This window comes from Arthrobacter sp. Y3221160 (assembly GCF_059092585.1).
The window spans coordinates 629594-656066 of the sequence record NZ_JBNHHU010000002.1; the positions used below are offsets into that span (position 1 = coordinate 629594).

A 26473-nucleotide genomic window follows, 5' to 3' on the forward strand; every position below is an offset into this window, starting at 1 on the left:
CCTACGGGGATGTTCGGACTCTTCCCACCTTGCCACTGCTGGGAAGTGAAGCCAAGCGGCGGGGGACGTTCCTGCTGCGCGCTGCGGGTCAGCGGCCGGGCGGGGCCTTGACGTCCCGCGGCCGCCGGGATGCACTTGAGATCAACAGATCGCCGCCGAGCGCGGTACATAACGCCATGCGCGAGCTACATAAGGAGACGCCGTGAAGCTTCCACATCCCCGGGGTCCTGTCAGTGAAACACTGCTGGCCGCGCTGCAGCGCAACGACGTTCCGGACGCCCTGCCGCAGGTGCAGGACGCAACAGAGCAGGCATTGGCCGCAACGGCGGGCATCCTGTTCGACGACGATCTGCAGCTGGCACTGTTCTGCCTGTACGAACTGCACTACGGCGGGTTGGACGGGGTGAACGACCGGTGGGAGTGGAATCTGCCGCTGCTGCAGGTCCGCGCGAAGATTGAGCAAGACCTGGAAGCGAGGCTGCGGGAGTCGGTGTCCGTGGCGGTGCCGGAGCGGCTGACGGCGCAGGCCGTGGCGGACCGGCTGTTCGAGATGGCAGCCGACGACGGCGGGCCGAGCGTCTCCGGATTCATGGCGCGCGAGGCCACGCTGGAGCAGGCGAAGGAATTTGTGGTGCTCCGCTCGGTGTACCAGCTTAAAGAAGCCGACCCGCATACCTGGGCGATTCCGCGCCTGCACGGGCGGGCGAAGTCGGCGATGGTGGAGATCCAGGCGGACGAGTACGGCGGCGGAAAGCCGGGGCGGATGCACTCGCAGCTGTTCGCGCGCACCATGCAGGGGCTGGGCCTTAATTCGTCCTTCGGCGCATATGTGGACTCGGTTCCGGCCATCACGCTGGCGTCGGTCAACGCCATGTCCATGTTCGGGCTCCAGCGGAGGCTGCGCGGAGCCATCTGCGGGCATCTGGCCATCTACGAAATGACTTCCTCCATCCCGAACGGAAAATACGCCCGCGGCTTCCGCCGGCTGGGCTTCGACGGCGAGGTGGCAGAGTACTTCGACGAGCATGTTGAAGCGGACGCAGTCCATGAACAGATTGCCGGACGGGATCTCGCCGGCGGGCTGATCGCCGAGGACCCCACGCTCGCCGCGGACGTCTTTTTCGGCGCCGGCAGCGCCTGCTATCTGGACGGACTCGCCGGCGGTTGGCAGCTGGACGCGTGGAATGCCGGCAGGTCGGCGCTGCGCCAGCCGCTCGATCCGGGCCAAGAGGCGCCGGTCGCCGCCGGCGCATCGGTGTGAGCATCGAGTATGTCCTGCCGCTGAAATGGCAGGACGGCGCCGGCGACGCCGAGCTGACTGCGTACCTCATGTCGCTGCCTGCCTGGGTGGACATCACCGTGGTGGACGGATCCGACGATCCCGTGTTCGAACGGCATCACCGGCTCTGGCAGCGGCGGGTGCAGCATCTCCGCCCGGACGGACCGGCCACGCCCAACGGGAAAGTCCAAGGGGTGCTCACCGGATTGCGGCAGGCGCGGCATGACCGGGTCATCATTGCCGACGACGATGTGCGGTACACCCCGGAGAGCCTTGCCGCCGTCGCGGAATTGCTGGGGCAGGCCGAACTGGTGCGCCCGCAGAACTACTTCGACCCGTTGCCGTGGCATGCCCGCTGGGACACCGCGCGGTCTCTGCTGAACCGAGCGTTCGCGTCCGACTACCCGGGCACGCTCGGCGTCCGCCGCTCGCTGCTGCTGAGGACCGGCGGCTACCGCGGCGACGTGTTGTTCGAGAACCTGGAACTGATCCGCACGGTCCAGACCGCGGGCGGACGCCAGGTCCGGGCCGACGGCATCTACGTCCGGCGGCTGCCGCCCACGTTCCGGCACTTCGTGGGCCAGCGGGTTCGGCAGGCCTACGATTCGCAAACCCAGCCTGGGCGCCTTGCCGTCGAGCTGCTGCTGGTCCCGCTCCTGCTGCTGCAGGCGCGCCGGCCGGCGGGCTACGGGGTGTGGGCGGCCGCCGCCGTCGTCCTTGCGGAAGCGGGGCGGCGGCGCGCCGGCGGTGCCCGGGTGTTCGGCGCGCAGGCCGCGCTGTGGGCACCGCTGTGGGTGCTGGAGCGGGCCGTGACCTCATGGCTCGCCGTGGGCTGGCGCTTGGCGGGCGGCGTGCCGTATTCCGGCCGACGGCTGCGGAGCGCGGCCAGCAGCCCGGCATCACTGCAGCGGCGGTTCAGCCACTTCAACGCTTCGATAGGAGAAATGTATGACGAGCCAGGAACCGACCGAGATCGTCGTCTGCCCCGACGGGCCGCTGCTGGTGCGCGGTGACTTTGACCTTGTGGACGGCGACGGCGAGGCGGTGCCCCGTACGCGGGAGACGGTCGCCCTGTGCCGCTGCGGCGCGTCGGGCATCAAACCGTACTGCGACGGAACGCACAAGCTGATCGCGGCGAGGCGGAAGGCCGCGCAGTAGCGCGGTCGTGCGGCGCCGTAACGCGGTGGTGCGGCACCGCCGCTGAGGGGGCGTAGTGCCTGACGAAGTCAACGACGACGCCGACGCGCCGTCCCGGCCGGTCGACGGTCCGCGCGAAGAGCGCTTCCTGGGCGGGCGGGACCTGACCCGGTGGAACACGCCACCGGGCAGGTTTTTGGCACGCGGGATGCACCGCCTCAGCAGCATCCTGGGTCCACACGCCGCGTTGATCCTCACGCTGGCCGCCGGGGCGCTGGTCGCCGTGCTGCTCACCGTCGCGTCGACCGAGATCTACGAGGCGGTGACCGACGAAGACGGCGTTGCCGAATTCGATCAGCCGGTCCTGGACGCTGCACAAACCGTCCGGTCACCCTGGCTCAATACGGCGGTGACCGCGTTCACGAACATCGGCGGGCCCATCGGCATGCCGATCCTCGCGTTGCTGGTCATGGGTATCCTGACCTTCCGCCGGCGGTCCTGGACACCGGCCATCCTGATCACCACCGCCGCCGCCGGGTCGCTGTTAATGACGGTTGCCGCCAAGCAGTTCATCGGACGGGCCCGGCCGCCGCTGCGGGAGGCGGTGCCGCCGTTCGAATATTCGGCGTCCTTTCCCAGCGGGCACTCCCTCAACGCGGTCGTCATCGCCGGCGTGGTGGCCTACCTGCTCATCCTGCGCCAGGCCAAGCGGCGGTCGAAGATCCTCACCGTCGGCGCCGCTGCCCTGTTCGCGGTGGCCATGGGATTGAGCAGGGTCTTTCTGGGCCACCACTGGTTCACCGATGTCCTGGTCGCCTGTACCCTCGGTGCCGCGTGGCTGGCGCTGGTCATCACCGCCCACCGCCTCTACCTGACCGTTTGGCACCGCGGGGGTGCACGGGGTCCCGCCCAGAGGAGATCCCCGCCGGCGGCACCCTAGGGCGGCACCCTGGCAGATGCCCTCAGGCGGGTTCGACCGGGACACCGACCAAGGTTGCCTAGCACCCCGCCGGCGAGTGAGCGGGGATAGTCTGGAAGTCCCGACGTCCAAGGAGATGCCCATGAGTTCCGTCCTCCCCACCCTGCTCACCAGCACCGGTCTGCTCGGCGGTTTCAAGACCGGCCAGGCGACCAAGAACCGCCCGCTGGCCGGCGCCGTGCTGGCCGCCGCGGGGGCCGGAGCCTTCGCGATGTGGCAGCGCAACGCCGGCACCGGGCGGGCGGCGGCACTGACCGGTGGCTATCTGGCGGCCTTTGGCGTGTCCCATCCGCTGGCAAAGAAGATCGGCGCCTGGCCGGCGGTGTATACGGTGACGGCGGCGACGGCGCTGGCTTCGCTGGTCTTCGGCCGCAAGCGCTGACCCCCACCGGCGCGCGGGCCGCCGCGGCTCGATTCCGAAGCCGCGGCTCGATTCCCCGGCGCCGTGGTTTATTGCGTACGACTGCGCTCGGTTTCCCCCGAACCCGTAGTATCGCCTGCGTTATGCCGCCGGCAGGTCCCAGTACAACCGGCCGGCTTCGGTTCGCGCACCCGCCGCCGGCTCGTGCAATGATTTCTTGCCGCCGGGCAGCAGGTGCACGACCTCGAAGGCGTGCAGCAGCACCAGGACGTCCGAGATGATCCGGCGGTGGCAGCGCCACCACACGCTCTCGCTGCACATGATCGCCACGTCGGCGGCCTCGGCGTCGGTCAGCAGGCGTCCCAGTCCCTTGGCGAATTCCGGGGTGCGGGTGTAGGCGGCATAGGCCCGGAACGCAGCGACTTGCCACCAACTGTCCGGCTCAGGCTCGCCGGCGGGAATCCGCCGTCGGCCGCCCAAGTCTTCTTCCCAGCGGTAGCCGAGGCCCGCGGTCGGAAGCCATTCGGCGAGCGCGTCGCGACCCATGTCCGGATGCTTGCGGCTGCCCGGGAACCGGCGGACATCGACGACCTTCTGCACGCCGGCGCCGTGGAGCAGTTCGGCCAGCTCTTCGGGCGTGCTGGTGCCGTGACCGACCGTGAACAACCGGCGATGTACGTCCTGTGCCATCTGCGAATCCGAATTAACGCGGGGCAGAACCGTTCTTGCGGCTCACGCGGGTGCGGTAGCGCAGCTGGATGATGCGGGCTGCCCCGGCGGCGGCGACAAAGATTCCCCCGGCGACCGACGCCACGAACAGCGCCAGCCCCAGTGCGACTTGCCCCTCGAAGCCGAAATAGCGCAGCAGGACCTGGTCCTGGTTCTGCGCGATGAACACAATCAGCAGCACCAGCAGGAGCAGTGCAACGACCACCGACGTCCAGATCATCCCCAGCCGGGTGCCTTGTTGCCTCGCCTCGCGCCCGTCAAGCGCGTCCCGGCCTGTCCCGCCGGTTTTGGGCCCAAGATCGCCGGATTTGCCCTGCCCGGAGCCACCGGACGGCCCCGCTCCCGATCGGCCGGTGTGGGTACCCCCGGCTTCGGCTCCGTCCCGTCCCGTGCCCTGCGGATTGGAAGTCATTGCTGTCCTGCCTTTCGCCGCGGCGCCTTTTCCCTCAGCGTAGACGATGCATCAGCGCAGCAACACCGGCGTCAAACCGCAAACACGTCGTGCGCCACGACTTCGTGCACTTCGATCTGCCCACCTGGCAACTTCCAGTCATCAGGGGACGGCCTGCCGCACGGCCGCCCATTCAAGGTCCGCTGCCGGCCCTTGCTACTCCGCGAGGTTGCTGCGCAACAACTTGAAAAAGCGCTTCTGGTAGTCCGGCCATTCGTCGCTCACCAGGACGCGTTCAATCCCCTGCCGGACCCACTCGGCGTCCCAGTAGCCCAGCTTCACCAACTGTGGCAGCAGAACCGCCAGCTTGCGGTTCTCCCGGGGATTGCCCTCATCGAACTGCATGGCGCTGGCACCTTTGATTCCCGGTACGTGGAACAGCTCCTTGAGCGTCACGTCGATTAATCCCGGCCGCGCCCGCAGGAACTTGAGAAAGTCGATGGCTTCAACCTGCGTCTGGCTCAACAGCAGGAGCATCGCACCTCGGTGCGCCGGGGCCGGCACGAGGCCGTCGCGGACCCAGTCGAACATCGCGTCAATACCGCGGTTGCGGTCCCAGCCTTTGGGATTGCGCAGATAGCGGGCAGCCCATGCCTCGACGAACAGGTCAAGGTGGCCCGGAAACAACACCGGCGGCACGTCGCGCGCAACTTTGAAGTCGGTGTAGGACAGGTCGGCGGACCGCTCGGCGCCGATGCAGGCCATGTGGGCGATGTCCGCGGCGGCCCAATGGTCGGGCTTCAGCGGGCCCTGCCACCACCCGTCCGGCGAGCGCTCGCCGGTCGGCTCTGCCGAGACCACCGTCCGGAACCTCCGGACCATCGACTTCTGGCGCCGCTTTTCGCTGTCCGGCATGGCTGCCGCGTAGCCAAGGACCCCCGCGCGATCACCGGCGCCCAGCAAGTCGAACAGCGGGTTGTCGGCGGCCGGCACCGGCCCGGGATCGGTCATACCGCCAATCTAACCCGGCGGGCCCCGGCAGCCCGGCTTTCCGGCATGATCGGCACCTCGGCGGCCCGCTCGCCGGGCATGGCCCGTGGGGCCGGGCCCTGGCCCCGCCCCGTTGGTTGTACGTTCCTGCCACCCCATAGGCTGGCATCATGGACTCCCCTATCCAAAGCTATCTCCGCGCCCTGCACGCCGAGCTCGCCGGCCTCAAGGACGGCATGCCGTACGGCGGGATTCCCGCGATGGCCGGCGCGGACCCGGACAACTTCGCCATCTGCCTGGCCACCGTGGACGGCTATGTGTACGAGGTCGGCGATTCGAACGAAGAGTTCACCATCCAGTCCATATCCAAGCCCTTCACGTACGGGCTCGCACTCTCCGACCTCGGCCTCGACGCCGTGGACCAGAAGGTGGACGTAGAGCCGTCGGGCAACGCCTTCAACGAGATCTCCCTGGCTCCGGGCACCGGCCGCCCGGCCAACGCGATGATCAATGCCGGGGCACTGACCGCCACCTCCCTGATCAAGGGCAGCGGCGGCAAGACCGGTTTCCGCCGCATCCTCGAGCACTATTCCGCCTTCGCCGGCCGCGAACTGTCGGTCAGCGAACGCACGTTCCAGTCGGAGGCGCGGCACGGCTACCGCAATCGGGCGCTGGCCCACCTGCTGCGCTCCTTCGAGATCATCGAGCAGGATCCGGACCCGGTGGCCGAGGACTACTTCCGGCAATGCTCGGTGCTCGTCACCTGCCGCGATCTCTCGGTCATGGCGGCCACCCTGGCCAACGGCGGCACCAACCCGCTCACCGGAAAACAGGTGCTGGACCTGGAGGTGGAGGAACGGGTCCTCTCCGTGATGGCTACCTGCGGCATGTACGACGACGCCGGTGCCTGGCTCTCGGACGTGGGCATGCCGGCAAAGTCCGGGGTCGGCGGCGGCTTGCTCGCGGTGCTGCCGGGCCAGTTGGGCCTGGCCGTTTATTCGCCGCCGCTGGACGACCACGGCAGCAGCGTGCGCGGCGTGGCGGCCAGCCGGCGGATCTCGCACGACATGGGGCTGCACTTCGTCCGGGCCGCGCGCACCGGCCGCAACGCCATCCGCGCCAGCTACGACATCACCGACGCCCCGTCCGGGATCCGCCGCAACGACGAGGCCGCCGAGGTGCTGCGCGCCAACGGGCACCGCGCCCGCGTCATCGAGCTGAACGGCGACCTGCTGTTCGCCGGCACGGAATCCATGGTGCGCGAGGTCAGCGACCTGGACGATTCCGTGGAACTCGTCATCCTGGACATGCGCCGGGTGGACGAAACCGCCCCGGTCGCCCTGGACATGCTGGAGCAGCTTCGCGCCTCGCTCGCGGACGCCGGGCGCGAGCTGGTGATGATCGACGGCGAGGGCGCCCTGGCCCAGCGGTTCGAGGAATCCGGGCGGCCGGTGCCGTCGTTCGCCACCCGCAGCACCGCCGTCGAATTCGCCGAAAACCGGCTGATCGCTGGATACGGCGATCAGCTCTGTATGCCCGCCACCGTGGATGTGGCCGACTCCCCTGCGCTCAGCCCGCTCGACCGGGAGGACTCCGCCGCGCTCGCGGAGCTGATGGAAGAGCGCAGCTATGACGACGGCGAGCTCATCCGCCGGGTTGGCCAGCGCTTCGCCGGCGTCTATTTCATCCTGTCCGGCCGCGTCACCACCACCTCCACCGGGCCGGAGAACATCAGGGTCAAACTCACCACCCTCAGCGCCGGCATGACGTTCGGCGAAATGGCGCTGGGCAGCGCGGACCGGCAGGAAACCACCGTGCGCGCCGATGGCCCCGTTCGGGTCAAGCTCCTCCCGGCCGAAACCATGAGCCGGCTGGAGAGCGAAAACCCGCGCCTCGCCGTCGAACTCTGGAAAGCCCTGACCCGCGACGCGTACGCGCACGTGGACCGCTACATGCGCGAAACGGCCGTCCGCATCCGCGACTGACGGCTTAGAACGGGTACTGCGCGTGCCCGTTCTGCTGGATGGTGATCCAGCGCTCCTCGGTGAACGAATTGATGCCGGCCTGCCCGCCGAACTTGCCGTAGCCCGACTCTTGGATGCCGCCGAACGGTGCCATCGGTTCATCCAGCACCGGCTGGTCGTTGACGTGGCCGATGCCGGTCTTGAGCCGCTGCGCGACCTCGATGCCCTCGGCCAGGTTCTCCGTGATGACACCGGAGGTCAGGCCGTAGTGCGTGTCGTTCGCCAGCTTCACCGCCTGTTCCGGGCCGTCCACCTCCATCACCGTGGTCGCCGAACCGAAGATCTCCTCGTCGTAGATCCGCATCTCCTCGGTGATCCCGGAGAGCACCGTCGCGGGCACCACGGCCTGGGCAGCCTTCCCGCCGCCGGCCAGCACCGTCGCGCCCTTGGACACGGCGTCGTCGATCAATGCATACTGCCGGTCCGCCGCGGCCTGCGTGACCTGCGGGCCAATCACCGTGTCCTGCTTCCTCGGGTCCCCGGTGGGCAGCGTGGCGACCTTCTCCGCGAAGCGGCTCGAGAAATCCTCGGAAATGCTGCGGTCCACGATCACGCGATCCACGGACATGCAGATCTGCCCGGCGTTCATGAACGAGCCGAAGGTCGCCGCCTGCACGGCGTAGTCGACGTCGGCATCCTTGAGCACCACCAGGGAGTTCTTGCCGCCGAGCTCAAGCACCGCAGGCTTCAGGTTCTGCGCCGCCAGCGTGCCGACGATGCGTCCCACCTTGGTGGAGCCGGTGAAGTTCACGTTGCGCACGCGGGGGTCGGAGATCAGGGTGCTCACCACCTCGTTCGCGTCCGCCCGGTCATTCGTGATGACGTTCAGCACGCCGGCGGGCAGGCCCGCATCCAGCAACGCGTCCGCCAGGAACAGGCCGCAGGAAAGCGGCGCGTCCTCGCTGGGCTTGAGCACCACGGTGTTTCCCACGGCCATCGGGATGGCCATGGCCCGCATGCCCAGGATGAAGGGCGCGTTCCACGGAGACAGCGCCGCCACCACCCCGTAGGGCTGCCGGACGGAGAACGAGAATTTGCCGGGCAGGTCGGTGGCCAGCACGTCGCCGCGCGGCGCGGTGGTGGCCGCGGCGGCCGAGCGCAGGATGTTGGCGGCCAGCTGGACGTTGAACCCGGCCCAGACCGCCACGCCGCCCACCTCGCCGGCCATCAGCTCGATGCCCTGCTGCATCCGTTCTTCGAACAAATCCGCAGCTTTCAGGAAAATCTTTGCCCGCTGGGTGGGCGGCGTAGCGGCCCAACCGTCGAAGGCCGCCGACGCCGCGTCGACCGCTCGCGTGACATCTTCCGGCCCGGCGGCAGCGACGGTGGCGAAGGGTTCGCCCGTGTAGGGGCCGATGTCCTCGGTGGTCTTGCCGGAGGCTGCCGGGACGTGCTCGCCGTTGATGATCAACTCACGCGTGATGGGCATGGCGCTCTTTCCTTTCCGAAGTGGCTGGGCCACGCCGCCGGCCACAGCCGAAGCGCCGGCCGTCCCCGCGGCCCGGATAAGGCGGAGCCTACTCCCGCCGCCGTGCCCGGACAATGGGACGGACGCGGATGAGGATCGCCGGCAGCCGACGGGTCGGCCACGTTATAAGTGAAACCGTTTAAGTTGGTCGGTTATTACCCTTTTACGAAAGTGTTTGTGAGCCGCATCATGGGATTCAGGTTCCGCCGGCACCACAGGCGGAAAGACTTCCGAGGAGCTCGACCCATGACCCATTCCCTCAAGCCGCACGTCGTCACGCTGGGCACCGCGGGCGGTCCCCGCTGGTGGACCGGTGAGAATGCAGGCCGCCGGACCGGCATCGCCACCGCCGTCGTCGTCGGCGATGCCGTCTATCTGGTGGACGCCGGCAACGGCGTCGGACGCCAGCTGATGAAAGCGGGCCTGCAGGTTTCGTCGTTGCGCGGGATTTTCCTGACCCACCTGCATTCCGACCACACGATCGATCTGGCCGGGCTGGCCATCTTCGGATTGTTCACCCTCACGCCGGGCCAGCGGAGCATCCGCATCTTGGGACCGGGCGACCGGGGAGAATTGCCGCCGGCTTCACCCCGCGCCACGGTTCCGCCGTCGCCCGTTTTTCCGAAGTTGCCGACGCCGGGCACCCGGGACATGTTCCACCACCTGATGCAGGCGTACGCCACCGACCTCAACGACCGGGTCATCGACGCCCTGCGCCCCTCGCCGCTGGACTATTTCGTGGCCGAAGACATCGTGGTCCCCGACGCGATCGGCTACCACCCGAACCAGAACCCGACGCCGGCCGGCATGGAGCCGTTCGAGATCTACCGCGATGAGCTGGTCACCGTGACAGCGACCCTGGTGGAGCACCCGCCCGTGGCACCCGCCTTCGCCTTCCGGTTCGACACGGCCGAAGGGTCGGTCACGATCTCCGGCGACACCGCCCCCTGCCAGAACCTGGTGCGGCTGGCCCGCGGCACCGACCTGCTCCTGCACGAGGCCATCGACTTCGACTGGGTGCAGCGGGCGTACGGCAGCATCGATTCCGACGAAGCCCGGGCCTCAATGGACCACCACCGCAGGTCCCACACCTCACCGCAGGACGCCATCGCGATCGCGCGGCAGGCCGGCGCCCGCACCTTGGCGCTGCACCACCTGGTGCCGGGAACCACTCCGGACGCCGTCTGGCAGGCACACGGCAAGGACTTCAGCGGCACGTTCCTGATCCCCGACGATCTGGACGTTATCTCCTTCTCTTCCAGCGACCCGGAATCCACCGGAGTCGCCGATCATGACGAAATGGCGGTTGCACCATGAGCAATAACACGACGACGGCGTCGGCCCCTGCGGCGAACGACAGGCAGCCCGGGGACCTGAAGGTCCCCAGCCTCAACACCCCGGAGATGCGGCGCATCCTGGCGTCCAGCTTCCTGGGCAGTGCCATCGAATTCTACGATTTCATCCTCTACGCCACCGCGGCGGCGCTGGTTTTCAACACGGTGTTCTTTGTGAACCTGGACCCCGCGGTGGGGATCTTCGCCTCCTTCGCCACGCTGGCGGTCGGCTACATCGCCCGGCCGCTCGGCGGGATCATCTTCGGCCACTTCGGTGACCGGCTGGGGCGCAAGGGCGTGCTGATCACCTCCATGGTGCTCATGGGCGTGGCGACTACCCTGATCGGCCTGCTGCCGACCACGGCGCAGATAGGCATGGCCGCTCCGTTGGCGCTGATCGTCCTGCGCATCGTCCAAGGCTTGGCCGTCGGGGGCGAGTGGGGCGGTGCCATGCTGATGGGCCTGGAACACGCACCGAAGGAACGCCGCGGGTTCGCGGCCAGTTTCGCCAACATGGGAGGTCCCGCCGGTGCGGTGTTGGCCACCCTGGCGGTTTCGGCCGTGTCCGTGCTGCCGGACGAGCAGTTCCTGACCTGGGGCTGGCGGCTGCCGTTCCTGATCAGCATCGTCCTGGTGGGCATTGGCCTGATCGTTCGCCTCAAGGTCGCCGAGTCCCCGCTGTTCCTTGCGCTGGAGGACAAGGCCGAGGAGAAAAAGATCCCGATTCTCGAGGTGCTGACGAAGTACCCGAAGAACGTGATCATGGGCACGCTGGTGGGGATGAGCTCCTACACCGTCCAAGGCCTGATGACCGTCTGGGCCATCTCCTATGTGGTGGACGAGGTCGGCCTGGACCGGACGAGCGTCCTCAACGTCAAAGCGTTGGGCGCGGCGCTGACCGTCGTCGCCATCTGGTTTGCGGCCCGGCACAGCGACAAGCTCGGTCGCCGGCCCGTGATGCTGATCGGCATCGCCGCCGGCGCGGTACTGGCCTTCCCCATCATGTGGATGCTGGAGCTCGGGACGCTGTGGCTGTTCGCGATCGGGCTGTTCCTGGCCAACGGCGTCATCCAGGGCACGATCTTCGGACCGTTCGGGGCGTTCACCGCCGAGCTGTTCCCGACCCGGATGCGCTACACCGGCGCCTCGCTGGTCTACCAGCTCTCCTCGACGCTGGGCGCAGGTTTTACCCCCATGATCGCGAGCGGGCTGGTGCTGGCGGCCGGCGGCGAGCTGTGGCTGGTGGCGACGGTCTGGGCCGGCGCGTTCGTCCTCGCGGGGCTGTGCATCTTGGCGATCAAGGAAGGAAAGGACCAGGACCTTACCGCGGAGAACATGTAGTTCCTCCAGCCGTGCCGTAACCGGCATGCGGCGGCCGTTGCCCAAGGCAGCGGCCGCCGTCGCGGTTAAGCGGGATCACGCCGTCGTGTGCTCATTCCAGCCGCTCGCCGCAGCGCCGCCGACCTCTGCGCAAAAGTCCAGGAATGCCCGCAGCCTGAGGCTGGGCCGGGTGACGCTGGCGTAGGCCACACAGACGTCGCTGTGCCCGACCGGCCCGTCGATTTCCACCGTGGCCAGGGGAAGCCCGTCGTAGCTGTAATTGCCCGGCGGCCGCTGCACCAGCACGGTGTAGCCGAGGCCGCGCGCCACCATGCCCCGCACCGCCTCAAAACTTGACGAACGCCAGGCAATCTTCGGATCCAGCCCGGACAACCGCAGATTGACCAACTGGTTATCGCGCACGGTGGGGATGTCCAGCGAGACGAAGTCCTCTTCGGCCAGCTCGGCGAGCCGGACGCTTTTGCGGGAAGCCAGCGGGTGGCTTGCAGCCAGCAGGACGTAGGGCCGGCCTTCCTTGACGGTGCGGGCCTGCACGCCGGGCAAGAGGTGGCGCGTATGGGTCAGCACCGCGTCCAGATAGCCCTCTTGCATCCGATGCTGCAGCTCGGCGGCCTCGCCTTCCTCCATGGTCACGGTGAGGCGCGGATGCGGCTTGATGAACCGTTCGCTGATCACCGGCACCCAGAAGGCGGACAGGGTGCTGTAACAGCCGATGGCCAGCGGGCCGACCAACCCCTGCTGGCGCTCGATGATGCTGTTCTGCACGTCGTCGGCGTGCCGGACCAGGCTCCGGACGTCGCGCAGGAATTGCTGCCCGACGCCGGTCAGGGCGATTCCGCGGGACCGGTGCCGCACCATCAGCTGCGCGCCGACGATCCGCTCCAGCTCTGTCAGCGCTTGGGACATCGCCGCCTGAGAGATGTGGCTGGCGGCCGCGGCGGCCGAGATTGAGCCGTGGTCAGCGACTGCAACAAAGTACTGAAGCTGTTTAAGCGTGAAGTCCACCACTCTGCCAGCGTACAAGTTAGCCCGCAGCGGCTGCTTAATCGGCCGATTGTTGCGCCCGATGTACCGTGACGGACGCTGAGCGACGGGTGATGGGGGTTGCCCGCTCCTGACCGAAAGATGGCTCTCAGGTTATCCACAGGTAAATTTCAGGGCTTGGACAGTTACCGAACCGTTATGTAATGTTTTCAGCACGTCGGCGATCATGCGCCGATGTCCTCGGAGGGTATTGCCTAGCTCTGCCAGCCTTTCCGAGTTCGTTCGCTAGACATCTGGCAGAGGCGGGGGACCCACATTCCGGGCCCCTCTTGGGGCTCTTGGGGTTAAGTCGTACGGAGTGCTTACCGCGCTGCCGCACGGCCGGGTGACTCCCACCCGAACCCGACAGCTTACCTCGCAGGCATTGGGAGAGGTATCTTCTTGCTGCTCAAAAACAATCGCGCACGCCACCGTGCCACCCCGGTCCGCAACACCACCGTGGCCGGTCTGTCCCAGGCTGTATCGTCCCGCGCCGGAACCGTCGGCCGCGGCGCCGCCGTCGTCACCGCCGCCGGTGGCCTGATGCTGGGTGCCGGCCTGCCGGCCAATGCCGCCGCCGATGTCACGGTCCCGACCTACGGCGCTGCCAATGCAACGGACACCGTTGCCGCTCCGGCCAACGCCGGCTTCGAGGTGGAGCGCGCTTCCGTTACCAGCTCGGCCGCCGACGCCGGTGCCGCTACCGGTGCCACCACGCACACCGTGGTCGCGGGCGACACCGTGGGCACGATTGCCGCCCAGTACGGCAAGAATGTGCAGGACGTGCTGGCCATCAACGGCCTGGGCGCGTACTCCATCATCTACCCGGGCGACCAGATCGCGCTGACCGGATCCGCACAGTCCGGTGGCGGACAGGCAGCGCAGGGCGGCGGCGGAGCCGCTACGACCCTGGCTGCGTCGACCGACGCCGCGACTGTCTCGCTGGCCAGCGCCGACATCAAGCCGGCCTCCACGGGCGGCAACCAGAGCATCGTGGACATCGCCCTGTCCGCCCAGGGCACGCCCTACGTCTGGGGCGGCACCTCCACGGCCGGCTGGGACTGCTCCGGCTTCACCCAGTGGGTATACGCCCAGGCCGGCGTGGACCTCCCCCGCCTCAGCCAGCACCAGGGCGGCGCCCTGACCCCGACCAGCAACCCGCAGCCGGGCGACCTGGTGGTGCAGAACGGCGGCGGCCACGTGGGCATCTACCTGGGCGGCGGCAAAATGATCAGCGCCCTGAACCCGAGCCAGGGCACCATGGTGCACGACGTGAACGCCATGCCCGTTACCGGTTACTACACGATGTAACCACCCCTAAAACTCCTGGACCGGCTATTCCCCCAACGGCCGGTCCGGGATCACAGGGAAGCCTCGTCGGCCTTGCGCCGGCGGGGCTTCTCCTCTTTTAACCCGTAAGCGCGACTTTCCCTCCACTTTAACTACGCGGCGGGAGTCCTCTTGAAGGGGACCGGTGGGGGAACCATTTGGCGCGCCCCCCTCCCCCGCAGGAGGCGGTTGCCGCCCGGCGGCGAGCACCGGCGTCGTTGTTTATTCGAGGTTGACCGCCGGGAATAGGAGTCAGCGGGGGCAGGTTAAGCTGTTACTCCGCCTGCGCCCGGCGATCTTGGGCTGTTCCGGCCGCCCCCAACAGCACGATTTCCACGCGAGGATCTTCCCGTGAATAAAGATATGTCGACGAACAGGGCCTCGGCACGGCCCGGACCCGCCCGCGGCAGCGGGCTGACGGCTGATGAGTCGAGCCGGAACCGCCGCGTGATTGGCATCCTGTTGGTGTCTGCGTTCGTGGTGATCCTGAACGAGACCATCATGTCCGTGGCACTGACCGACCTGATGGACGACCTGGGCATCAGCGCCCGCGCGGCGCAGTGGCTGACCACGGCGTTCATGCTGGCGATGGCCGTGGTCATCCCGGTGACCGGATTCCTCCTGCAGCGTTTCACCACGCGCCAGGTTTTCACCGCGTCGATGGCGCTGTTCTCCGCGGGAACGCTGCTGGCCGCGCTGGCTCCCGGGTTCGAAGTGCTGCTGGTGGCCCGCGTGGTCCAGGCGTCGGGCACCGCGATCATGATGCCGCTGCTGATGACCACGCTGATGAACCTGGTGCCGGCCGAGGACCGCGGCAAGACGATGGGCAACGTTTCGATTGTCATATCGGTGGCGCCGGCCATCGGCCCGACCATCTCCGGCATCATCCTCAACACCTTGTCCTGGCGCTGGATGTTCTGGCTCGTACTGCCGATCGCGCTGGCCATGCTGGCGGTCGGCAACCGGCGGATCCAGAACGTGACCGAGCCCCGGCCGGTGCCGCTGGACCTGCCGTCCGTGGCCCTCTCCGCCATCGGCTTCGGCGGCCTGATCTACGGCCTCAGCCAGGTCGGCGCGGGGCACGGAACAACGACGGCGGGGCCGGGCACGGGTGCAGCCACGTGGGTTGCATTTGCGGCCGGCGGCGTGGGGCTGCTGGTATTCCTGCTGCGCCAGGTTCGGCTGCAGCGCTCGGACAGGGCGTTGCTGGACCTGCGGACCTTCCGCTCCGGCAACTTCTCCGTGTCCGTCGGGCTGATGGCTGTCAGCATGGCCGCACTGTTCGGCACCATCATTCTGCTCCCTATATATATGCAGCAGGTCCTGGGGCTCGAGCCGCTGCAGATCGGGCTGATGCTGCTGCCGGGCGGGCTGCTGATGGGCCTGCTGGCCCCGGCCGTCGGCCGGCTCTATGACAAGTTCGGCCCGAGGGTGCTGCTGGTGCCGGGGACGGCGGTGGTCAGCGCCGTACTCTGGTTCTTCTCCACGGTCGGCGAGGACACCGCCGCGCTGACGCTGCTGGCCGCGCACATCGTGCTCAGCGTGGGCCTGGCGCTGCTGTTCACGCCGCTGTTTTCCGCTGGTCTCGGGTCGGTGCGGCGGCAGCTGTACTCGCACGGAAGCGCCGTCATCGGCACGGTGCAGCAAGTGGCCGGGGCAGCGGGCACCGCCATGTTCGTCACCGTCATGTCCATGCAGGCGGCCGTTCTTTCCGCCGAAGGTGCGGCAACGACGACGGCGGTGGCAGGCGGAGTGCGGATGGCTTTCCTGGCCGGAGCCCTCATCTCCATCGTGGCCGTGGCGGCGGCGTTCTTCATCCGGAAACCGGTGGAGGAGCCCGCCGGCGAGCCGGCTTCAGTGGAGGGCGCGCCGGTCGCCCGCTGACGACGGGGTTCGGGCGGGATTTGAACGCTTGGCTTTCGCCGCCGCCGCCGGGGCCTGCGCACCCATCCACTTCTTCTCCACAGCAAGCCCGCGGCCTGCGCACCCACCCACTTCTTCTCCACAGCCAGCCCCGTGCGCTTGCTCATCCACATGCCGACCCCTGGTTCTCCTACCCTGCTCGGGGGTTTCATAGGCTGTATTTATGGCGATCGAGGTGCTGGATGAAGCTACGGGCGCAGGGCAGGAAGATTCCGTCCTGCTGGCCCGGATCCGCGCCGAGGTCAGCGAACTGAATAATCGCCTTCGGAACGACGGGCTGACACGCAGTACCAAGTCGGTGGCCCGGACGGCGGCAGAGGTTGAAGAGCTGGCCAACATTGTTGGTCAAACCCAGTTGATTCTGGCGAGCATCATCAAAGAGCAAAACATCGCCGCCGTTGGGGAAACAGACAAGCCTTATGACCCCGAGGCACCGAATCATCGTATGCGCGGCGCCTACAAATCGAACGAAGACTATCTGCGGGCGAAGTTGGGCATTGCCCGGCAGGAGGCTGCACGACGCTTCCAACTCGCGGAAGCCACCGAAGTCCGACCAGCGCCCCCGGGTAAGCCTGTTGTGTCGCCCAGGCTGCCGGTGCTCGCCCGTGCAATGGATGATGGAATGGTCTCCGGTCAGGCCGCAACTCTGATCCGAAGGGCTGTCGATGGGCTGCGTCGCACCGCGGAGCCGGAGCAGCTCCGCAAGATGGAAGAGGCACTGGTTCAGCATGCCTCCGATTACGACACCGACTCGCTCAGGCTGCTGATCCGGCATTGGGAAGGCGGCCTCAACCCAGCCGGTGCCGATCTCGGGCCAGCCGAGCTCAAAGCACGCCAGGGCCTGTTCTATCGCGGGCGGCGCAATGGCCTGCATTGCTACGAAATCAACGCCACCGACGAACAGAATGAAGTTCTTGCAACCGTCTACAACACCGCCACCAACCCTCGTTTGAGGGAAGGGACGGCCACGGCCGGGGCAGTAGGATTTGACGCGGTTGAAGATGCGGCCTCCCGCTTGAACGGCGCTTCCGACAACGACGACGAGGTCTTAACCCCGGACACGGATGCTCGAGACAGCGGAGCGGATGCTTTAGTTGATGCGACGGTAGAGGACGGGCGTACCCGGCAACAGAAGCAGCTCGACGGCCTCATTGGTGCCTGCAAAATCGCTCTTACCACGGATCTTCTACCAGCCGCCGGCGGTCGACGGCCGCAGCTCCTGGTCACCATCGACTACAAGGACTTGGCCTCCGAAGTCGGACGTCCGGGAACCAGCATCTTCTCCGGGCCGCTGAGCGCCAAGGCAATCCGACGGATAGCTTGCGATGCCGACATAATCCCGGTGATCCTCTCCGGCACGGGTGCGGTTCTGGACGTCGGCCGGTCCCAGCGGTTGTTTCCGAAGTACATGCGGCTGGCCATCATCGCCAGGGATGGAGGTTGCGCCTTCCCCGGCTGTACTGCGCCCTCTCCCTGGACCGAAGTGCATCACATCCAGTGGTTTGAAAAGGGCGGTCCCACCTCTGTCGACAATGGCGTCTTGGTCTGCGGGCACCACGACCATCTGCTGCATCAGGGAGATTGGCGGGTCACAGTGAGCAAGGGCGTACCTTGGTTCCTACCGCCGCTCAGCGTCGACCCGGCTCAAAGGCCGCTCCGCAACCACGTGTGGTTGAAAGACGCGCCGCTGCCCGAACGTCTGCCGGAGCCGGCCGAAGTAGGTTTAGAACCCTGTCGTTCCAGCAGCCCTCCCCCGGACGGAGGCCCATTAGACCTTGACGCGACGGTCCGCAGGACGCCGTTCGGCCACTTAGGTCCGCCGAAGGCCCCGATGCAGTCGGAACTCGATATCGGGGTGGACAGCGCCGCGGGAGCCACCGCGCCGCCCGGCAGAAGTTCCAGTCCATTTGACGGTTGGCCGGCCCAGCCTGAAACGCCGCCGTTCTGAAAGCGGCGTTGCCGCCGGTCCCCCGGCTGCCTTGGCGCCCCACAGGCTTTCCCATTCCGCGCAAGAGCGGTTTGGGAGTGGTCAGTTGGTTGCCTAACTACCCAGCGCCGTTGTTGTCGCAGGCTTGCTGCATGGAGGCCAGGGCGTCGGCCGGAATTTGGTCGCCGGACTCGGCGATCTGCGACATCGGCCCCGTGATCTCGGCGGGAACACCGGCTGCGTCGGCGGCAGAAACCAGACCAGCGAGCATCTCCTGTTCCTTTTCACCGATGCTGCCGTCCTGAATCGGGGCACACACCTGCTTGACTGCTTCCCCGACCGCTGCGTTGGCCAAGTTGGACGCGGCTTGACCTACGGCCTCGGAAGCGGAATTGGCGGCTTGGTCGACGGCGTCGGAGGCGGCCTGTTCAACCTGAGCGCAGCCGCTGGCAAGCAGGGCGACGAGTGGCAGCATGAGCAAGGCGGAGTATCGGCGAATCACCCTGCAACATTACTATGCCGCGGTAGCGTTCCCGATAGCTCGGCGGCGGCGCCGGGCCGTGCCTGGCGGTCCGCCGTGAACTGCCGGCGGCGCCGGGCCGTGCGTAGCGGTCCGCCGTGAACTCGCCGGCGGCGCCGGGCCGTGCGTAGCGGTCCGCCGTGAACTCGCCGGCCGCGACGGGCCGTCCCTGTGGTTCTTCATGCATTCTTCCGGTGGGTACTGCGTAGGGCCTAGCGCGGATTTCACCGGCAGAAGCCCTACGCGATGGGGCAATCCCAGCGCCCGGAAGATGGCCGATCCGGGCCGGCCAGAAATAGACAAGAACGCAGCAGTTCGGCCGATCTATGGCTACGCCTGGCGGTCATACGGTAGCCAGGCCGCACTCCCGGGCCTTCCGCCCGTCAAAGGTAGTCAGCCGGCGGGGCCGTGGCTACGCTGGCAGAGAGGCACAACCTCACGGAGGAATCCAGATGGGCTTTGACCAGTACCACGAACCCGCCGCAGAGCTCTCCGCCGAGACGCGGACCTTTGCGCGTATGTGCGCCAACCTGACAGAGGAGGCCGAGGCGATCGGCTGGTATGAACAACGGATGTCGCTGGAGAAGGACCCGGAATCGGTCGCGATCATGGAGGATTCCCTGGCGGAGGAGTTCAAACATTTCAGTATGGACCTGGAGTTTCTCCTGCGCAGGAAGCCTAAATGGCGCCAGATTGCCCGGGGCACCCTCTTTCAGGACGGCGACATTGTGGCCAACGGCGGGGCGGCCGAGGCAGCAACGGCTGCCAGCACGGACGAAATTGCAGCCCCTGCACCCGGGCCGGTGGGCCGCTCTCCGTCAGGTGCGGCACGGCGTACGAATCCTCGCCGGTGGCGGGCCGGTTCTGATTCGTCCCTGGGAATCGGCAGCCTGAAAGAGGACTTCTCATGACCATGGATCACCTGCTGCGTCAGCACGCCCCCATCTCCGACGGTGGTTGGGCGCTGCTAGACCGGGAGGCCAAGGAGCGGCTCACCGTTGCCCTCGGGGCCCGCAAAATGGTGGATTTCGCTGGTCCATTCGGCTGGGAGTACTCGGCGACAAACCTTGGCCGCACCGAAAGCATCACGGGTCCGGCACTTGCCGACGGCGTGGCGACGCGACGGCGCGGGGTGCTGCCCCTCGTGGAGATGCGCGCACCGTTCAAGGTTTCCCGGCTGGAACTGCTTGACCATGACCGGGGTGCGGCCGATGTGGACCTCACGGACCTGGCCGAGGCGGCGATGCAAATTGCCATTGCGGAGAACGCGGCCGTATTCCATGGCTGGCGACAGGTGGGCATTGAGGGGGTCACGAGCGCCACCCCGCATTCGCCGGTGCCCCGCGTGACTGACTTCAATGACTACCCCAAGCGTGTTGCCAAGGCCGTCTCGGCGCTGCTCCAGGCCGGCATTGGAGGTCCGTTCGGCCTGGCACTCGGCCCCGGACACTACACCGCCGTGGTGGAGGCGACCGAGCGCGGCGGGTATCTGCTGTCCGAGCACCTGCGCAAGTTGCTGGGCGGTCCGATTGTCTGGGCGCCGGGAGTCCGCGGGGCCATCGTGATGAGCCTGCGCGGCGGCGATTTCCTGTTCGAATCGGGCCAGGACCTCTCGGTGGGCTACGACCGGCATGATGAAGAGTTCGTCTACCTGTACATCGAGCAGTCCTTCAGTTTCCGGGTGGCCACGCCGGAAGCCGGTATCCATCTCACCGGCAGCGACGGCTAAGACGGCGGAATCGGAGGGCCGGGCTCGCGGCGGCCTAACCAGGTGACCAGACCGCCGGGCGGGCGTCAACGGGGAGCCAGCGCGGCGTCGAGCAGCCACCGAATCAGGCACAGGTGGGGCCGGGCGACGGCCGGGCGCCGTCACCGTCACCGTCACCGTCACCGTCGCCGTCACCGTCAAGGACGCCGGCCATTGGCCGCCACCTGACTCCGTGCCTAGATTGGGATGGACGACACCGAAAGGAACCTTATGTCACGCATTGCCATTTTCGGAGGCCACGGCAAGGTCGCGCTGCACCTGTCCCGCATCCTCACCGAGCAGGGCCACGAAGTCAGCTCCATCATCCGCAATCCGGACCACGTCGCCGACGTCCGGGAAACAGGTGCGGTGCCGGTTATCGCCGACGTCGAGAAGACGACCACCGACGACCTGGCACACCAGCTGCGCGGCCACGACGCCGTCGTCTGGTCGGCCGGCGCTGGCGGAGGCAATCCAGCCCGGACCTATGCAGTGGACCGGGACGCGGCCATCCGGTCGATGGACGCAGCCGTGGCGGCCGGGGTGCAGCGCTACATCATGGTGTCTTATCTGGGCGCCGGCAAGAACCACGGCGTGCCGGAGGACAACGCGTTCTTCCCCTACGCCGATGCCAAGGCCGCCGCGGACGACTACTTGAAGTCCACATCACTGGACTGGACAATCCTGGGGCCGAGCTCGTTGACGCTGCAGCCCGCAACCGGGAAGATCCAAGCCGGACCGGGTACTCCCGGCGGTGAAGTGAGCCGCGAAGACGTTGCCATGGTGGCGGCCGAAGTGCTGGCCGTTCCTGCCACGGCGGGCAAGGTGATCGAGTTCATCAACGGCGGCACGCCGATCGGCGAGGCCGTCCGAAGCGTGTGATTTAACCACAGAACCCCGCGCTGGTCCCAGCGCGGGGTTCGGAAGATTGGGGATTTAGCCTTCGCAGTCGCGGCAGTACTTCTCGCCGTTCTTTTCGCGGGCTACTTGGCTGCGGTGACGGACGAGGAAGCAGGAGCCACAGGTGAATTCGTCCTCACGGGGAGGAACAACCTGAACCACCAGTTCTTCACCGGAGAGGTCGGCACCGGGCAGATCGATGCCCTCGGCGGTGTCCGAGTCTTCGACGTCGATCAGCGCGGTCTTCGCACCACCGGAGCGCTGAGCCTGAAGGGCTTCGAGCGACTCATTATTGTTGTCGTCGTCCTTGTTGCGCGGTGCGTCGTAATCGGTTGCCATGCGGGTTTAAAACTCCTGAAGTTCTCGTTGTTTTGACCTATCTGCGAGCGCCCATCATAGCTGCTGTTCCACAGATTTCAACATCGGTCAACAACGTCTCACACACGGCGATAATTCCCGTGCACCGACGCGGTCCCTTCGGGCCCCAAGGCGAATGACATTGCTGTGAGCAGGGCCACTCAAGAAGGCCGAGGGGACCGGGAATCCGTTACAGAACCGCAAGCGGGACGACAGCGGCCGCGGTCGCCACGGCAGCCGCCCAGCACAGCAGGATGACCACCGCGAACCCGGCCAGCCAGAGCGCGGCCGGCACCCCGGTCCGGCGCGCCATGATGAACGCGTCGGAATTGGCGAGCTGGTGCCGGCGCCGGGTGTGCACGCTCAACAGATTCAGCCAGTCCCGCACGGCCCCCACCAGGAGCCCGACGCCGATGGCGAGCGTCAGGTGCCCGAGCCACTCCACCGGCGCGAACCACACCAGCAGCTGAGCACCTACCGCCAACCCCACGGCGATGACGATGCCCTCGAGGTTTCGGATGAACAGCAGCGTGGCCAGCAGCAGCAGCGCGCTGACGGACAGGGCCGCACCGGACCAACCGCTGAAGGCGGCCCACACCAGCGCCGCCCCGACCAGCGCGGGCACCGGGTAGCCCCAGAAACCCGTCCAGACCGCTGATGCCCGGCCCGCCCCGCGGCTGATCATGGCGCCGGACTGGTCGAACCGCAAGTGGATTCCGCGCACCAGCCGCCCCGTGGCCAGCGCCGCGAAGGCATGTCCAAGTTCATGGACCGCCGTGACGAACAACCCGAAATACCGCCAGCTTGCTCGGGGCACCGACAACAGCAGCGCCGCGACCAGGATGACCGCCAGCTCCAGCACTCCGGCTTGGAGTGATTCACCGCGCATGAAGCCGGCGGTGATTTTGGTCCACCATTCGGCGGCGAATTGCTGCAGCATGTTCCTCGTTTCATCCGTGACTACGCGATATAACTAGACCACACTGCCCGCTGCCCACCACCGGAAAGCCCCATGGACAAGCTGGATTTCAAGAAGGACCAAAAGGAGCTGTACGCCCCGGGCAAGGATTTCCAGCTGGTTACCGTACCGCCCATGCAGTACCTGCAGGCGGACGGCCACGGCGATCCGAACACGGCGGACGGGTACGTGCAGGCGGTCGAGGCCCTATACGCAGTGTCCTACACGCTGAAGTTCACCAGCAAGAAGGAACTCGGGCGCGACTATGTCGTCGGTCCGCTGGAAGGCCTCTGGTGGGCGGAGGACATGACCGCCTTCACCCGGCGGGCCAAGGACGAGTGGTCGTGGACGATGATGATCCGCCAGCCTGATTGGCTGGAGCCGGAACACATCGAAGACGCGATGCGGCAGGCGGCCACCACGAAGGGCCTTCCCGCGGTGAGATTGCTCCGGCACGGATGGCTGGACGAGGGACTAAGCGCCCAGGTCATGCACGTGGGTGCGTACGACGACGAAGGACCGGTCCTGGCCCGCCTGAGGGATGAATTCCTACCGGCCAACGAGCTGGAACCGAACGGGCACCACCACGAAATTTATCTCGGCGACCCGCGCAAGACCGAACCGGCCAAGCTCAGGACAATCCTGCGCCAACCGGTCCGCCGCGCCTGAGCGTTCGGCAGCGGCGGCATGCTCCGGGGGCTCGGGACGGCCAGCCCGTGCTGTCCGGCCAGCTGGGGCTGCTGCCCGCCTCGCACCGACAGACACAGGACCGAAAGTTGACACTTCAACATAATTGCTGTCAATATTTGATTGAAGCGTCAAGTTATTGATGCTTATCGCTCGTTCCAGACGGCCGATCCTCTGACCATTGAAACGGTGAAAACATCATGACTAACTCCGCTTTGACCACCACTGCACGCACAGTTCTGCGCGTTGTCCTGGGCTTCCTCTTCGTGGCCCACGGCTGGCAGAAGTTCAACGAATGGACCATCGCGGGCACCCAGGCCGCCTTCGGCCAGATGGGCGTCCCGGCCGCCGATATCGCCGCACCGATCGTGGCCGGCCTGGAGCTCGCCGGCGGCATCGCCCTGATCCTCGGCCTGCTGACGCGGCTCGTGGCGGCCCTGTTGACGCTGGACATGCTCGGCGCCCTGGTGCTCGTCCACGCTCCCGCCGGCGTCTTCGTGGACGGCGGCGGCTACGAACTGGTGCTGCTGCTCGGCGCCGCAGCGCTGGCGCTGGCACTGGTTGGCCCCGGCCGGATCTCCGTGGACCGCGCCGTCTTCGGCAAGACCAAGCTGGCCCCCCTGGCTTAAGTTCTCAGGCGGCCCGGCCGAACCTCGCCGGGCAACCCCCGGCACGGGCGGACACCCCAGCGGGCCACCGCCGGAACAGGCGGACACCGCAACGGGCAACCCCGGATCAAGCGGACGTCCGAACTAAAACGGGCAGGCGCAGCCGAAAGGCTGCACCTGCCCGTTTTGCTGTCTCCGGCCGCAGCCGTTGGCGCATAACCAGCGCAATCGGTGGTGGCGCAGAACCGGCGCGACCGGTGGCGCAGTTCCGCCGCAGACGCTGGGGCAGGATAGGAGGCGAGCAGCGGGCGGCGGGTTCGTTGTCGGAACACGTCCGGCCGCGTGGCCCCTGTGCACGGCGACCCGCGCCGGGCATGCAGCGGCCTATAACGTCAGGCGGCCATCAGCAGCGGCGGCGACCCGCCTTGAACGCCCGCGCCCAGTTGGCGGCCCGCGTCCGCCGGGGCGTGCGGCGTCAGGTCCCGGTCGGCCAAGCCCACAGAAAGCAGGTCGGCAGCATCTGCACATTCCTGCCGCGCGCGGCCAGCGGGCCGGGAGGCCGATGGCATGGACTGAAGATGCAGCACGGCCCTTCCTTCGACCGCCGCCATTTCACGGTGAACTGCTGCCAGGAAGGCGGCCAGTCCCGACCCCAGCGACGCACAGACTGCCGCGAGGATCTCCGAGGAGGCCTCCTTACGGCCGCGTTCGATCTCCGAGAGGTACTGGAGTGACACGCCGGCCCGGCTGGCCACGCCGTCGAGGGTGCGCCGCTGGCGACGACGCTCCCTGCGCAGCACCGCGCCATAGACGTCGCGGAGCAAAGGTGGAGGCGCTGAACCTGGACCGCGATGAAGCTTCTGAAGTTCGAGCACGGCGGAACTCCCTTCTGGCTGCTTCCATCGTAGGAAGCGGCGCCGTCGGCGTCAGCAGGGTCTGCTCAGGGCAGAAAGCGTCCCCGTCTGCGCCGGGTCCAACCGCGCGCCCGCCAGGAACCGGCCACGCAGGCCCCGGGGTGCCTTTGCCAACTAAGCGGCGCGTCCGGCAATTTCAGTCGATCAGCCGCGCGGACCCTTGTAGGGTGGCGGCATGGCACCTCTACGACCTATCGGTTATTGGCTGAAGCTCGTTGACCGGCTGCTCGACGAGCAGTTCATCGAGACCATGGAGGAACACGGCATCACCCGCCGGCAGTGGCAGATGATGAACCTGCTCGCGGACAAGCCGTCCACCGCCGACGAGCTCGCGGAAGCCCTGGGGCCTTTCATTCCGGAGGAAGAGGGCGAAGGGCCCCAGGAACCGGTCGAAGAACTTGTGGAAAGCGGCTGGGTCAGCGCCAAGAACGGCCACTATGCGCTGACCGACACCGGTCGGGCCAGCCTCGCCTCCCTCGGTGAGGTGGTCGACCGCACGCGCGCCCGCATGGCGGACGGCATCAGCGAGGAAGAGTACACGGCCACCCTCGACGTGCTGGAGCGGATTGCCCGCAACCTGGGCTGGGAGGGCTAGGCACGACGGCGGCCCATCGCCGTCGTCGTCTCAGCGGAAGTTGGACTCTCCCAGGTAGGGTTCCAGGATCGATCGCTGGCGCTCATTCAGGCGCAGCAGCCGCCCTGTATCCGTGTGGAAGAACGCGAGCGTGGTTTCGGCCAGCACGCACTGCTCGGCGGTTACCGGGTCCATGATTAGGTAGGCGATGGTCAGGCTGGCGCCCTTGATCGCACTGATCCAGACCTCCACGTGGGCCGGGATGTTGCGGTAACTGAGCGGCCGGACGTACTTCACCCGGTGCTCCGCCACCAAAGCCTGGGTGGATTCGGGCAGGTCGGAGAAGACCGGCAAATCCACCTCGAGCCCGGGACCGCCGGTGCCGGCCGGAGGCCCGAACGCGTGGATGCGTGCCTCCTCCAGGATGCGCAGGATTTCCACGTTGTTAATGTGCCCGTAGGCATCCATGTCTCCCCAACGCATCGGCACGTTGCAGGTGAGGCGCTGGGCGGAAGGTGTCTGAGTCATCGCCCGATTCACTTTACCGGCCGTTCACGCTGGGGAAACCGTTTGGCATTCCGCATGGTGAACCCTATAGTGGGAGGGCGCCACAGGGTGTGACGCGCAACACAGGTCTCGTGATGAACACATACAAAACAGAAGATACAGCCAGCAGCACTGTGCTATTCGACGTTTGGGTGGACGTCGAACTGCATGTAGATACCGAGTTGGGACTGATCCAGTTCTGCCTCGAGGGGGAACGCGTTCTGGGGTGGTCCGACGATATTGACGCCATCGCTGCGGCTGCCGCGGATTCCCGCGGCACCGCCCAGTGGTGCGAAAAATACTCCAAACTCCTGGTGCCGAGTTCACGCAAGGGGGCGGGCAACCGCTTCTTCACCGTGGCCCGCATGGACCAGGACAACGACGACGACCGGGACCGGCCGGCGGCCTGACGTCTGGCATGTGACGT

At 67.1% G+C, this 26473-nt stretch carries 28 protein-coding genes and 1 riboswitch; of the genes, 18 read left to right on the forward strand and 10 right to left on the reverse strand.

Translation table 11 applies throughout. The features are described from left to right. Positions 1 to 202: 202 nt before the first annotated feature. From AC5RWG_RS15840 to AC5RWG_RS15860, 5 genes are all read left to right on the forward strand, one after another. Positions 203 to 1261: an iron-containing redox enzyme family protein gene (locus tag AC5RWG_RS15840; protein WP_494073433.1), complete on the forward strand. Its 1059-nt coding sequence runs from the start codon at positions 203 to 205 to the stop codon at positions 1259 to 1261. Then, the gene (locus tag AC5RWG_RS15845) at positions 1258 to 2292 is read left to right on the forward strand and encodes a glycosyltransferase family 2 protein (RefSeq protein WP_494167337.1); all 1035 of its coding nucleotides are present in this window, start codon (positions 1258 to 1260) and stop codon (positions 2290 to 2292) included. The genes AC5RWG_RS15840 and AC5RWG_RS15845 overlap by 4 nt, the downstream gene beginning before the upstream one ends. Beyond that, positions 2228 to 2437 carry a CDGSH iron-sulfur domain-containing protein gene (locus tag AC5RWG_RS15850; protein WP_494001678.1) on the forward strand — a complete coding sequence of 70 codons (210 nt, stop codon included), beginning with the start codon at positions 2228 to 2230 and terminating at the stop codon, positions 2435 to 2437. Before AC5RWG_RS15845 ends, AC5RWG_RS15850 begins: the two co-directional genes overlap by 65 nt. Positions 2438 to 2492: 55 nt before the next feature. Further along, a complete protein-coding gene (locus AC5RWG_RS15855; RefSeq protein WP_494167338.1) occupies positions 2493 to 3356 on the forward strand; it encodes a phosphatase PAP2 family protein in 864 nt (287 codons plus the stop codon). Positions 3357 to 3477: 121 nt separating this feature from the next. After that, on the forward strand, positions 3478 to 3777 hold the full coding sequence (locus AC5RWG_RS15860) for a hypothetical protein (RefSeq protein WP_493987708.1): 300 nt from the start codon (positions 3478 to 3480) through the stop codon (positions 3775 to 3777). Positions 3778 to 3897: 120 nt separating this feature from the next. Here the strand turns inward: AC5RWG_RS15860 and AC5RWG_RS15865 are convergent, their stop codons facing one another. From AC5RWG_RS15865 to AC5RWG_RS15875, 3 genes are all read right to left on the reverse strand, one after another. Next, positions 3898 to 4446, reverse strand: a complete 549-nt coding sequence (locus AC5RWG_RS15865; RefSeq protein WP_494102319.1) for a DUF488 domain-containing protein — start codon at positions 4444 to 4446, stop codon at positions 3898 to 3900. A 13-nt stretch (positions 4447 to 4459) separates the two neighbouring features. Then, positions 4460 to 4897 (reverse strand): LapA family protein, encoded by a 438-nt coding sequence (locus AC5RWG_RS15870; RefSeq protein ID WP_494001682.1) that lies wholly within the window; start codon positions 4895 to 4897, stop codon positions 4460 to 4462. A gap of 195 nt (positions 4898 to 5092) precedes the next feature. Beyond that, positions 5093 to 5887, reverse strand: a complete 795-nt coding sequence (locus AC5RWG_RS15875) for a hypothetical protein (protein ID WP_494167339.1) — start codon at positions 5885 to 5887, stop codon at positions 5093 to 5095. Between the two features lie 149 nt (positions 5888 to 6036). Between AC5RWG_RS15875 and glsA the strand changes: the two genes are divergently transcribed. Beyond that, positions 6037 to 7851 carry a glutaminase A gene (gene glsA / locus AC5RWG_RS15880; protein WP_494167340.1) on the forward strand — a complete coding sequence of 605 codons (1815 nt, stop codon included), beginning with the start codon at positions 6037 to 6039 and terminating at the stop codon, positions 7849 to 7851. 4 nt (positions 7852 to 7855) lie between these two features. Here the strand turns inward: glsA and AC5RWG_RS15885 are convergent, their stop codons facing one another. Beyond that, the gene (locus AC5RWG_RS15885) at positions 7856 to 9319 is read right to left on the reverse strand and encodes an aldehyde dehydrogenase family protein (RefSeq protein WP_494167341.1); all 1464 of its coding nucleotides are present in this window, start codon (positions 9317 to 9319) and stop codon (positions 7856 to 7858) included. A gap of 285 nt (positions 9320 to 9604) precedes the next feature. Here AC5RWG_RS15885 and AC5RWG_RS15890 point away from each other — a divergent pair, with 285 nt between their 5' ends. Further along, positions 9605 to 10675 (forward strand): MBL fold metallo-hydrolase, encoded by a 1071-nt coding sequence (locus tag AC5RWG_RS15890; RefSeq protein WP_494167342.1) that lies wholly within the window; start codon positions 9605 to 9607, stop codon positions 10673 to 10675. Further along, the gene (locus AC5RWG_RS15895) at positions 10672 to 12033 is read left to right on the forward strand and encodes an MFS transporter (protein ID WP_494128050.1); all 1362 of its coding nucleotides are present in this window, start codon (positions 10672 to 10674) and stop codon (positions 12031 to 12033) included. Before AC5RWG_RS15890 ends, AC5RWG_RS15895 begins: the two co-directional genes overlap by 4 nt. A 75-nt stretch (positions 12034 to 12108) precedes the next feature. Here the strand turns inward: AC5RWG_RS15895 and AC5RWG_RS15900 are convergent, their stop codons facing one another. Continuing rightward, positions 12109 to 13041: a LysR substrate-binding domain-containing protein gene (locus AC5RWG_RS15900; protein WP_494167343.1), complete on the reverse strand. Its 933-nt coding sequence runs from the start codon at positions 13039 to 13041 to the stop codon at positions 12109 to 12111. A gap of 249 nt (positions 13042 to 13290) precedes the next feature. Continuing rightward, positions 13291 to 13455: riboswitch (cyclic di-AMP (ydaO/yuaA leader) on the forward strand. Positions 13456 to 13458: 3 nt separating this feature from the next. Between AC5RWG_RS15900 and AC5RWG_RS15905 the strand changes: the two genes are divergently transcribed. The 3 genes from AC5RWG_RS15905 (at position 13459) to AC5RWG_RS15915 (ending at position 18256) form a co-directional block, all read left to right on the forward strand. Continuing rightward, entirely contained in the window at positions 13459 to 14367 is a 909-nt protein-coding gene (locus tag AC5RWG_RS15905; RefSeq protein WP_494001689.1) for a C40 family peptidase, read from the forward strand. Positions 14368 to 14748: 381 nt separating this feature from the next. Further along, entirely contained in the window at positions 14749 to 16269 is a 1521-nt protein-coding gene (locus AC5RWG_RS15910) for an MDR family MFS transporter (RefSeq protein ID WP_494167416.1), read from the forward strand. 202 nt (positions 16270 to 16471) lie between these two features. After that, the gene (locus AC5RWG_RS15915) at positions 16472 to 18256 is read left to right on the forward strand and encodes an HNH endonuclease signature motif containing protein (protein ID WP_494167344.1); all 1785 of its coding nucleotides are present in this window, start codon (positions 16472 to 16474) and stop codon (positions 18254 to 18256) included. A 97-nt stretch (positions 18257 to 18353) separates the two neighbouring features. Here the strand turns inward: AC5RWG_RS15915 and AC5RWG_RS15920 are convergent, their stop codons facing one another. Continuing rightward, positions 18354 to 18737: a hypothetical protein gene (locus AC5RWG_RS15920; RefSeq protein WP_494001692.1), complete on the reverse strand. Its 384-nt coding sequence runs from the start codon at positions 18735 to 18737 to the stop codon at positions 18354 to 18356. A gap of 470 nt (positions 18738 to 19207) precedes the next feature. Here AC5RWG_RS15920 and AC5RWG_RS15925 point away from each other — a divergent pair, with 470 nt between their 5' ends. From AC5RWG_RS15925 to AC5RWG_RS15935, 3 genes are all read left to right on the forward strand, one after another. Further along, entirely contained in the window at positions 19208 to 19666 is a 459-nt protein-coding gene (locus AC5RWG_RS15925; protein ID WP_494167345.1) for a ferritin family protein, read from the forward strand. Then, entirely contained in the window at positions 19663 to 20484 is an 822-nt protein-coding gene (locus AC5RWG_RS15930) for a family 1 encapsulin nanocompartment shell protein (RefSeq protein WP_494167346.1), read from the forward strand. The genes AC5RWG_RS15925 and AC5RWG_RS15930 overlap by 4 nt, the downstream gene beginning before the upstream one ends. Before the next feature lie 249 nt (positions 20485 to 20733). After that, positions 20734 to 21384 carry an SDR family oxidoreductase gene (locus AC5RWG_RS15935; RefSeq protein ID WP_494167347.1) on the forward strand — a complete coding sequence of 217 codons (651 nt, stop codon included), beginning with the start codon at positions 20734 to 20736 and terminating at the stop codon, positions 21382 to 21384. A gap of 54 nt (positions 21385 to 21438) precedes the next feature. Here AC5RWG_RS15935 and AC5RWG_RS15940 read toward each other — a convergent pair whose 3' ends face one another. Both AC5RWG_RS15940 and AC5RWG_RS15945 read right to left on the reverse strand, forming a co-directional pair. Then, positions 21439 to 21741, reverse strand: coding sequence for a DUF4193 domain-containing protein (locus tag AC5RWG_RS15940; protein ID WP_493979582.1), 303 nt, complete (start codon positions 21739 to 21741; stop codon positions 21439 to 21441). A gap of 208 nt (positions 21742 to 21949) precedes the next feature. Continuing rightward, a complete protein-coding gene (locus tag AC5RWG_RS15945) occupies positions 21950 to 22699 on the reverse strand; it encodes a M50 family metallopeptidase (protein WP_494167348.1) in 750 nt (249 codons plus the stop codon). Between the two features lie 72 nt (positions 22700 to 22771). Here AC5RWG_RS15945 and AC5RWG_RS15950 point away from each other — a divergent pair, with 72 nt between their 5' ends. Then, complete coding sequence (locus AC5RWG_RS15950; protein ID WP_494167349.1) at positions 22772 to 23386, forward strand: GyrI-like domain-containing protein; 615 nt, start codon at positions 22772 to 22774, stop codon at positions 23384 to 23386. 218 nt (positions 23387 to 23604) lie between these two features. Further along, positions 23605 to 24033, forward strand: coding sequence for a DoxX family protein (locus AC5RWG_RS15955; RefSeq protein WP_494014623.1), 429 nt, complete (start codon positions 23605 to 23607; stop codon positions 24031 to 24033). Between the two features lie 371 nt (positions 24034 to 24404). Here AC5RWG_RS15955 and AC5RWG_RS15960 read toward each other — a convergent pair whose 3' ends face one another. Then, complete coding sequence (locus tag AC5RWG_RS15960) at positions 24405 to 24836, reverse strand: helix-turn-helix domain-containing protein (protein ID WP_494167350.1); 432 nt, start codon at positions 24834 to 24836, stop codon at positions 24405 to 24407. Positions 24837 to 25101: 265 nt separating this feature from the next. Here AC5RWG_RS15960 and AC5RWG_RS15965 point away from each other — a divergent pair, with 265 nt between their 5' ends. Further along, complete coding sequence (locus AC5RWG_RS15965; protein ID WP_494167351.1) at positions 25102 to 25521, forward strand: MarR family winged helix-turn-helix transcriptional regulator; 420 nt, start codon at positions 25102 to 25104, stop codon at positions 25519 to 25521. Between the two features lie 30 nt (positions 25522 to 25551). Here AC5RWG_RS15965 and AC5RWG_RS15970 read toward each other — a convergent pair whose 3' ends face one another. Then, positions 25552 to 26028, reverse strand: a complete 477-nt coding sequence (locus AC5RWG_RS15970) for an acyl-CoA thioesterase (protein ID WP_494167352.1) — start codon at positions 26026 to 26028, stop codon at positions 25552 to 25554. A 152-nt stretch (positions 26029 to 26180) separates the two neighbouring features. Between AC5RWG_RS15970 and AC5RWG_RS15975 the strand changes: the two genes are divergently transcribed. Continuing rightward, on the forward strand, positions 26181 to 26456 hold the full coding sequence (locus AC5RWG_RS15975) for a hypothetical protein (RefSeq protein ID WP_494167353.1): 276 nt from the start codon (positions 26181 to 26183) through the stop codon (positions 26454 to 26456). Positions 26457 to 26473 lie beyond the last annotated feature (17 nt).

Bases quoted from the DNA above. Each gene is read 5' to 3' on its own strand.
- AC5RWG_RS15850 (WP_494001678.1), top strand. From the start codon at position 2,228: ATGACGAGCCAGGAACCGACCGAGATCGTCGTCTGCCCCGACGGGCCG.
- AC5RWG_RS15860 (WP_493987708.1), top strand. From the start codon at position 3,478: ATGAGTTCCGTCCTCCCCACCCTGCTCACCAGCACCGGTCTGCTCGGC.
- AC5RWG_RS15865 (WP_494102319.1), bottom strand. From the start codon at position 4,446: ATGGCACAGGACGTACATCGCCGGTTGTTCACGGTCGGTCACGGCACC.
- AC5RWG_RS15870 (WP_494001682.1), bottom strand. From the start codon at position 4,897: ATGACTTCCAATCCGCAGGGCACGGGACGGGACGGAGCCGAAGCCGGG.
- AC5RWG_RS15875 (WP_494167339.1), bottom strand. From the start codon at position 5,887: ATGACCGATCCCGGGCCGGTGCCGGCCGCCGACAACCCGCTGTTCGAC.
- glsA (WP_494167340.1), top strand. From the start codon at position 6,037: ATGGACTCCCCTATCCAAAGCTATCTCCGCGCCCTGCACGCCGAGCTC.
- AC5RWG_RS15885 (WP_494167341.1), bottom strand. From the start codon at position 9,319: ATGCCCATCACGCGTGAGTTGATCATCAACGGCGAGCACGTCCCGGCA.
- AC5RWG_RS15890 (WP_494167342.1), top strand. From the start codon at position 9,605: ATGACCCATTCCCTCAAGCCGCACGTCGTCACGCTGGGCACCGCGGGC.
- AC5RWG_RS15895 (WP_494128050.1), top strand. From the start codon at position 10,672: ATGAGCAATAACACGACGACGGCGTCGGCCCCTGCGGCGAACGACAGG.
- AC5RWG_RS15910 (WP_494167416.1), top strand. From the start codon at position 14,749: ATGTCGACGAACAGGGCCTCGGCACGGCCCGGACCCGCCCGCGGCAGC.
- AC5RWG_RS15915 (WP_494167344.1), top strand. From the start codon at position 16,472: ATGGCGATCGAGGTGCTGGATGAAGCTACGGGCGCAGGGCAGGAAGAT.
- AC5RWG_RS15925 (WP_494167345.1), top strand. From the start codon at position 19,208: ATGGGCTTTGACCAGTACCACGAACCCGCCGCAGAGCTCTCCGCCGAG.
- AC5RWG_RS15930 (WP_494167346.1), top strand. From the start codon at position 19,663: ATGACCATGGATCACCTGCTGCGTCAGCACGCCCCCATCTCCGACGGT.
- AC5RWG_RS15935 (WP_494167347.1), top strand. From the start codon at position 20,734: ATGTCACGCATTGCCATTTTCGGAGGCCACGGCAAGGTCGCGCTGCAC.
- AC5RWG_RS15940 (WP_493979582.1), bottom strand. From the start codon at position 21,741: ATGGCAACCGATTACGACGCACCGCGCAACAAGGACGACGACAACAAT.
- AC5RWG_RS15945 (WP_494167348.1), bottom strand. From the start codon at position 22,699: ATGCTGCAGCAATTCGCCGCCGAATGGTGGACCAAAATCACCGCCGGC.
- AC5RWG_RS15950 (WP_494167349.1), top strand. From the start codon at position 22,772: ATGGACAAGCTGGATTTCAAGAAGGACCAAAAGGAGCTGTACGCCCCG.
- AC5RWG_RS15955 (WP_494014623.1), top strand. From the start codon at position 23,605: ATGACTAACTCCGCTTTGACCACCACTGCACGCACAGTTCTGCGCGTT.
- AC5RWG_RS15965 (WP_494167351.1), top strand. From the start codon at position 25,102: ATGGCACCTCTACGACCTATCGGTTATTGGCTGAAGCTCGTTGACCGG.
- AC5RWG_RS15970 (WP_494167352.1), bottom strand. From the start codon at position 26,028: ATGACTCAGACACCTTCCGCCCAGCGCCTCACCTGCAACGTGCCGATG.